Annotated in this window: 7 protein-coding genes; 3 read left to right on the forward strand and 4 right to left on the reverse strand. The window is 58.3% G+C overall.

Annotated features, from left to right (window positions below):
- Window positions 1–58: 58 nt before the first annotated feature.
- From TU76_RS21945 to TU76_RS21955, 3 genes are all read right to left on the reverse strand, one after another.
- Window positions 59–2050: a pyrroloquinoline quinone-dependent dehydrogenase gene (locus tag TU76_RS21945; RefSeq protein ID WP_019827995.1), complete on the reverse strand. Its 1992-nt coding sequence runs from the start codon at window positions 2048–2050 to the stop codon at window positions 59–61.
- On the reverse strand, window positions 2047–2421 hold the full coding sequence (locus TU76_RS21950) for a hypothetical protein (RefSeq protein ID WP_019827994.1): 375 nt from the start codon (window positions 2419–2421) through the stop codon (window positions 2047–2049). Before TU76_RS21950 ends, TU76_RS21945 begins: the two co-directional genes overlap by 4 nt.
- Before the next feature lie 269 nt (window positions 2422–2690).
- On the reverse strand, window positions 2691–3956 hold the full coding sequence (locus tag TU76_RS21955; RefSeq protein WP_048352502.1) for a cation:proton antiporter: 1266 nt from the start codon (window positions 3954–3956) through the stop codon (window positions 2691–2693).
- A gap of 186 nt (window positions 3957–4142) precedes the next feature.
- Between TU76_RS21955 and TU76_RS21960 the strand changes: the two genes are divergently transcribed.
- Entirely contained in the window at window positions 4143–4976 is an 834-nt protein-coding gene (locus TU76_RS21960) for a DMT family transporter (RefSeq protein ID WP_019827992.1), read from the forward strand.
- Between the two features lie 13 nt (window positions 4977–4989).
- Complete coding sequence (locus TU76_RS21965; RefSeq protein ID WP_019827989.1) at window positions 4990–5376, forward strand: MAPEG family protein; 387 nt, start codon at window positions 4990–4992, stop codon at window positions 5374–5376.
- Between the two features lie 137 nt (window positions 5377–5513).
- On the opposite strand, the gene mltA is transcribed toward TU76_RS21965, so the two are convergent.
- Window positions 5514–6656, reverse strand: coding sequence for a murein transglycosylase A (mltA, locus tag TU76_RS21970; protein WP_048352503.1), 1143 nt, complete (start codon window positions 6654–6656; stop codon window positions 5514–5516).
- Window positions 6657–6784: 128 nt separating this feature from the next.
- On the opposite strand from mltA, the gene TU76_RS21975 reads away from it, so the two are divergent.
- On the forward strand, window positions 6785–7234 hold the full coding sequence (locus TU76_RS21975) for a c-type cytochrome (protein WP_019827987.1): 450 nt from the start codon (window positions 6785–6787) through the stop codon (window positions 7232–7234).
- Window positions 7235–7392: the final 158 nt, after the last annotated feature.

Here is a 7392-nt window from a genome sequence, read left to right on the forward strand (position 1 = left end):
GAGCCTGCTCGCGAAGATCATTCGCGAGCAGGCTCGCTCCCACGGTTAAAGTCATGCTTTATTTGGGCAGTGCGTACACCACCACCTGATCCCCCACCTGATCTTTCATGATCGAGTTGCCGCCCGCCACAAACGCCACATATTGCCGGCCTTTGTATTCATACACGGCGGGGTTGGCGACTGCGGGTGCCATGACAATGTCCGACCACAGTTCCTTGCCGTCCTCCAGCGCATAGGCACGAACCTTGGCATCCATCGAGGCGCCAATAAACACCACGCCACCTGCGGTCACTGCCGGGCCACCAATGGTCGGTGAGCCCATGTCTTCAGGCATGTACCAACCCCACTGCTGGACGGCGCCCATCGGACGACGCCATTTCACGTCACCGGTGCGCATGTCGATTGCCACGATTTCACCGAAAGGCGGTGCCCAGCACGGCATGCCTGCCCAGTTCTGCGCGTTGAGCAGGCTCATGCCATAAGGTGCGCCGATCTGTGGGTAGAAGCCGTTTTCGTTGCCTGCAGTTTTGGGCTGTTTATCGTATGAAGCGCGGTCCCACAGCTTGATCATCTGCACGATGTGCGAGGTGTTCACAATGGCGACCTGGCTCACCGGGTCAAACGCTACACCGCCCCATTGCACGCCACCGGCACTGTCCGGATAGGCCAGTACGCCGTTGCCTTTGGTGCTGGGTGGCGAGTACATGCCGTTGTATTCCAGGCCGTCCCACATTTTCGTGCACTGACCAAAACCGACAATGTCGGCGATTTTCCAGATCGCCGGTTTTTTGGATTGATCCATCAACGGGGCAGGCTTGGTGGGGAACGGTTGGGTGGGCGAGTAGACCTCCCCGGCGGCATCACCCTGAGGTACCGGGCGCTCTTCAATCGGCCATACGTCCTCGCCTGTGCGGCGGTCAACGGTGAACAAAAAGCCCATCTTGGTCGCTTGCACCAAGGCCGCAACAGGCTTGCCATCGACAGTGATGTCCATCAGCGTCGGAGCTGAGTTGATGTCGTAGTCCCATATGTCGTGGTGAACCCATTGACGAGACCACACGACCTTGCCGGTATTGATATCCAGTGCGGTGGTGGAAGTGCCCAGCGGAATCGGTTTAGTCCGGTTACCGCCCCAGTAGTTGGGTGAAGGCGAGGACACGGGGATGTAGAGCAAGCCCAGCGCCGGGTCATAAGACATTGCGGTCCAGATGTTGGCGGTACCGGTTTTGCCTGCTTCTTCTTCCGGAATTGGCTTGAATTCCCACTCCAGTTCGCCCGTGCGGGCATTGAGGGCAAACAGCGAGCCTGGGGACTCGACCTCATATTCCCAGTCTTTACCGGCCCAGCCCACGATCAGCTTGTCACCGATGACAGTGGGTGGCTGCAGCTGCGACAGCGGCCATTTCGCATTCATGGTGTTCCATTGGTTGACGTCCACCACACCGTTTTTGCCGAAGCCTTCGCACGGCTTGCCGGTGTCGGCATCCACCGCATAGAGCTGGGCAGTCATGTTGCCCAGGTACACCATTTTTTGGCAGGCCACACCCTGTTGCGGGGCTTTTTCTTGCCAGTAGGCCACGCCTCGTGATTTCAGTGCAGGCTGGGTTTCGGCGACCAGTTGCGACTTGGTGTCATAGGTCCACTTCTCTTTGCCGGTCTCGGGCTCAAGGGCGATGATCCGGTAAAAAGGCGTGCCGACGTACAGCGTGTCATTGGCAAAAATAGGTGTGGCAGACCATACCGATGGCGGGATTTTGCCCGTCCCGGTAGACATGTCACCCGTGAAGTACTCCCAGACTTTGGTGAGCTTGCCGACGTTGTCCTTGTTGATTTGAGTCAGCGGCGAGTATTTTTGCGAACTCAGTTGCCCGTGGAAGCTGTCCCATTCCTTGCCGCTCGGGATCGGAATTTTTGCGTCCTCGGCAGAGATGTTGGACGGCGCCAGCAAAGGCGGTGGAACGGTGTAGGTGTCTTGCGCGTGAACGCTGGAAACACCCGCCAGCAAGCACAACGCCGGTGCTGTCAAAAACTGTCTTTTGATCCCGCTCATATCGCGCTCCTTGTTGGCTTGCCGGCAAAGGTTTCAATGACAACACCCACGGCGTAGATCGCCAGAACGGCTGCTGTCCACCAACCGTGCAGAAGGCACGCGGCAAAAATTGTCCCGATGACACCCACCCACGCTAAAAAGAGGACGAAGTTACGCAGGCCTCCAGCCTTGGCTTGAGCCAGCACCACCCCCAGAATAAACAGTACAAACTCGGCAAGCATCGCTGTCATTGCGCCCCCGGAATCGGTCACGCCGGACAAGGGGGTGAAGAATCGCCAGGCCGTAATGGCCAGGGCAATCAATGCCGTGATGATCATGATGTTGGCGCCTAGATGGCGCCTGGGTGGTGCGTAGGCAGCAGAAGTGCTCATCCCGTTCTCCTTTTCGTGTCATGCCTTAAGGCCTCAGGAACGTGAGTGTAGCCAAGGCGTGGAAAAACACCGGGATGCTGCGTTAAGCACTGATCCGTAGCAGCTGCCGAAGGCTGCGTTCGAGTGCGAAGCAGTCGTAAAACCTGAGCGCCCGGTTTACCTGAAAGACCGTGCAACCTGAGCTTGCGACGACTTCGTCGCCGGACGCAGCCTACGGCAGCTGCTACGGAGTCTGTACGCCCCAAACGGCTTCGTTGGGGCTAACAGTTTTAATGGGCTTGGCTGCCTTCAGCCTCCACCGGGGCATCCTTGGTCACACGGCGGACCAGTTTGCCAATGGTCAAGCCCTGGAACAGGATCGAGGAGAGCACCACGATGTAGGTGATACTCAGGATCAGATCACGCTCCGGGCCCAGCGGTAATGCCAGGGCCAGCGCCACCGAAACACCGCCGCGCAGGCCGCCCCATGTCAGGATGCGGATGGTGCCGCGTGGCACGGTGCGCCAGCGGCGCAGCAGGACAATGGCCGGGGCCACGGTCAAAAGGCGTGAAAGCAAAATGGCTACGGCCAGAACGCTGGCCGCCAGCAAATGCAGCCACGAGAAGGGCAGAAGCAACAGTTCCATGCCTATCAGCGCGAACAGCAGCGCATTAAGCATGTCATCCAGCAACTCCCAAAAACCGTCCATATAGCGACGGGTCATCTCGTTCATGGCCTTGTTGCGGCCCAGATTACCGATGATCAGACCGGCGACCACCATCGCGATCGGCGCCGACACATGCAGCTCACTGGCCATGGCCGAGCCACCTATCACCAGTGCCAGAGTCAGCATCACTTCGATCTGATATTGCTCGATGCTCTTGATCATCCGGTACACCAGATAACCGATCAAACCACCGAACACCACGCCACCGATGGCTTCGTGAACAAACAGCATGGCCGTGGCACTCAGGCTCGGGGTTTCACCCAGTTGCACGATGCCGAGCAACACGGTGAATACCACAACAGCGGTGCCGTCATTGAACAGCGACTCGCCCACAATGGTGGTTTTCAGCGGCTTGGAGGCGTTGGCGGTACGCAGTACACCCAGCACGGCAATCGGATCGGTGGGGGAGATGAGTGCGCCGAACAACAGGCAGTACAAGAAGCTGATATGCCAGCCGAACAGGGCGAAAATCCAGTACGCCAGGCTACCGATCACGGTGGTAGCGATCAGGACACCGACGGTCGCCAGCAGGCCAATCGGCCAGCGATAGCTGCGCACATCATTGATATTGACGTGCAGGGCGCCTGCAAACAGCAGGAACGACAGCATCCAGTTCATCAGCAGATCGCCAAAGTCGATCTGGCCGATGAGCTCCTGCACGCGTTCTTCGAGGCCCGGGTAGCCGATAAAGCTCAAGCCTTGCAGTAGCAACGAAAACATAAGGGCGGTGACCATCACGCCAATCGTCGGCGGCAGGCCGATAAAGCGGAAGTTCACGTAAGTCAGTAGTGAGGTCAGGCAGATAAACGCAGCAACAAGCTCAAGCATCCGGGATCCTGTGGTGGCGAGAGTGAATGGAAACCCGATCAGTTCGGGCTATGTTTGGATGCAGGCGCGGGCGTCAGGGGCACATCCCCGGGGTGTGGCAAATGGGCGCGACGTGCGAGGTCATTGACCACGCAGTTGCACTGAGGTTGCATGTGCGCTCGGGCCACTCACAACAAGGAGTCTGCGGTGCTGGCAACGGTGTTGGTGTTGGTCGCGGCGGTGTTGCACGCGATCTGGAATACCCTGATCAAGTTCAGCGGTGAGCGTTTGCTGGTCATCGCCTGTATGGACACAGTTGCGTTAGTGGTCGTGGCAGCACTGGTGGGCTTTGCGTCATGGCCACCGCAGGAAATCTGGCCGTGGATTTTGGCCTCGGTGTTATTCGAACTGGTTTATCGGGTGCTGCTGATTCGCGCCTATCGGGTGGGAGATCTGGGGTTGGTGTATCCGCTGATGCGCGGGCTCTCGCCATTGGTGGTGCTGGCGTTGACCCTGACCTTTGCAGGGGAAGTGCTTACGGGTCAGCAAATTATCGGCATTTTACTGATTCCGTGCGGCATGGCCTGCCTGCTGTGGCAGGGTGGCGGCGGTGATCGTCTGCCATGGTCGATGCTACCGGTGGTGGCACTGATCGGTCTGTGTATCGGCAGCTATACCTTTCTGGACGGTCAGGCGATCCGGCGTTGGCCCCATCCTCTGGATTATCTGGTGTGGGTCACGCTGCTCAGTGCCTGGCCGTTTCCGCTGCTGGCGATGACCCGCAAGCGTGCCGCGTTTACGCTGTTCTGGCGTACTCAGTGGCGGTTGGGGGTAGCGGTGGGGGTTTGCGTGCTGGCCAGCTATGCGCTGGTGCTGTGGGCCATGCAGTTGGGTTCTATTGCCGAGGCGGCGGCGTTGCGCGAAGTCAGTGTGATTCTGGTGGTGTTGTTTGGCATGCGTTACCTCAAAGAACCTTTTGGCGGACCCAGGCTCTTAGCCTGTGGGTTGGTGCTGATCGGCATGCTCGTGATGAAACTCTAAAAAGGAAATTCCAATGACGGTTGCTTTCTGGTGTGTGCTTATTGCCTTCTGTTTGACGTATGTGTGTACCGCTTTTGCCAAGTTCAGTGATGGCAAGTTCGGCCCCAAGCAAAACCATGATCCACGTACGTATCTCGACAATCTTCAAGGTTTTGCCAAGCGTGCCCACAGTGCCCAGCTAAACAGCTTCGAAGTGACCCCGGCTTTTGCTGCCGCGGTGATCATTGCCGACATCGTAGGTAACGCCCAGCCCGTGACCATTGATGTGCTGGCGGTGCTGTTTATCACCAGCCGCCTGCTGTACATCATTTGCTACCTGGCCGACTGGGCGATCCTGCGCTCCATCGTGTGGTTCATCGGCATGGGACTGGTGGTCAGCTTCTTTTTTGTGTCGATGTAAACGCAAGCCAATAACGAATGTGTGGGAGCGGGCTTGCTCGCGATGCAGGCGATCCGGTTTGCCTGATGCACTGCGGTGATGCCATCGCGAGCAAGCCCGCTCCCACAAAGGTTTGGTTTCATTGCATGCAGGTGGTTTTACTGCGGCAATGCCGCGCCTTTAGGCCACAGCAGCCAGATATTGCCCTTCTGCTTCATGTCGCCCGCAATCAGCCCGGCTTCAGGGCCGGTGCCCACGAAGAAGTCGGCACGCACTTCGCCAGCAATGGCGCCGCCGGTGTCCTGGGCGGCCACCGGACGTACGATGGGCTGGCCATCTGCCTGGGTGGTCGACAACCACAGCAGGCTGCCCAGCGGGATCACCTTGCGGTCCACCGCCACGCTGTAGCCAGCCGTTAGCGGTACGTTCAGCGAGCCGCGCGGCCCTTCGTTGCTGTCCGGGTTCTGGGTGAAAAACACGTAGCTCGGGTTGCTGGCCAGCATCTCGTGGACCCGTTGCGGGTTAGCCATGGCCCAGGCGTGAATGGTGCCCATGGTCACGTCTTCTTTTTTCAGTTCGCCCTGTTCAACCAGCCAGCGACCAATCGGTTTGTACGGGTGGCCGTTCTGGTCGGCATAACCGATACGCAGCTGGCGGCCATTGTCGAGTTGAACCCGGCCAGAGCCCTGGATTTGCAGAAACTGCAAATCCATCGGGTCGGTCAGCCACGCCAGTACCGGTGCTTGCAGACCTTTGCTGTTAATGGTCTCTGCGGTGTCGTAAGGCTTGAGCACACGGCCCTCAAGGCGCCCGCGCAGGCGTTTGCCTTTGAGCTCGGGGTAGATGCTGTCCAGATTGACCACGATCAAGTCCGCCGGGACGCCATAAATAGGCACATTGGCGGCCTGGGTAGGCTTGAGGCTGCCAGGGTAGACCGGTTCGTAGTAACCGGTGATCAGGCCGTCGCTGCTGCCTTCGGCCGAGCGCAGGCTGTACACGTCGAGGTGGGTTTGCAGGAAGCTGCTGATCTCGGCCACGCTCGGGCTGGCAGGCAAGGCGGCTGCATCGCTGCAAACGGGGCCCCAGTTGGCGTCCGCCTTGAGTCGGGTACAAGCGCTGCGCCATGAAGCAAACCCGCTTTGCAGGTCGCTGCCCGTCACTTCAGGCAAAGCGCTCCAGTCAGCCTTGCTGTAGGTCGTGTGGGGTTCAGGCTTGGGGGTGTCCTTGTCGGTGCCGTTACATCCGGCCAGCAACATGACGACGGGCAAGGCCCAGGCCAGAGGCTTGAAAAGTGTGTTCATGGGCAAAATTCCTTCAAGGTTTGCCGAGGTCGGATGACCGTCAGGCAATCCTTGTATTCAATAGGGGTATTGGTCTTTGCAGGTGACGCGAGGATACTGGCGACCGATTTCCGTGACCTGAAGCGACCATGACTTTTAAACGATTGACTGTTGTAGTGCTGGCCTGCCTGACGTTGTCTGCGTGTGGCGGGGTGGATCCCGATTCGCCGTTGGGCCAGCGTAAAGCGATTTTCAAGCAAATGCTAAAAACCAGCGAAGACCTGGGGGGCATGTTGCGAGGTCGGATTCCGTTCGACGGTCCGCGCTTTACCGAAGGTGCTATCAAGCTGGATGCTTTGGCTCACGAGCCTTGGAAGCATTTCCCGCAGGTGAAGGAGTCCGATCTAACCAGTGCTACCGATGATGTCTGGCAAAAGCAGGAACGATTTCAACAACTGGCGCGCCAGTTGGAAGCCGCTACGGGCGAGCTGGTTGTTGCCAGCCAGGTACAACCCTACAAAGCCAGTCACCTGACGCCAGCAGTGCAGAAAGTCGAAGACACCTGCAGTGCGTGCCACAAGGAATTCAGGAATCACTGACGATCAAAAGCCCCTCACCCTCTCCCAGAGAGAGAGGGTTGGGGTGGGTAGAAACCGAGTACATCGTTTACGTTTAAGACCGGGTACATCGTTTACAGGTATTAATCATGGTCAGGAGGTACTGACCATGCCCTGGAAACGAGAGTCCGTAATGGATC

The sequence above is a fragment of the Pseudomonas psychrophila genome (assembly GCF_001043005.1).
Lineage (GTDB): Bacteria > Pseudomonadota > Gammaproteobacteria > Pseudomonadales > Pseudomonadaceae > Aquipseudomonas > Aquipseudomonas psychrophila.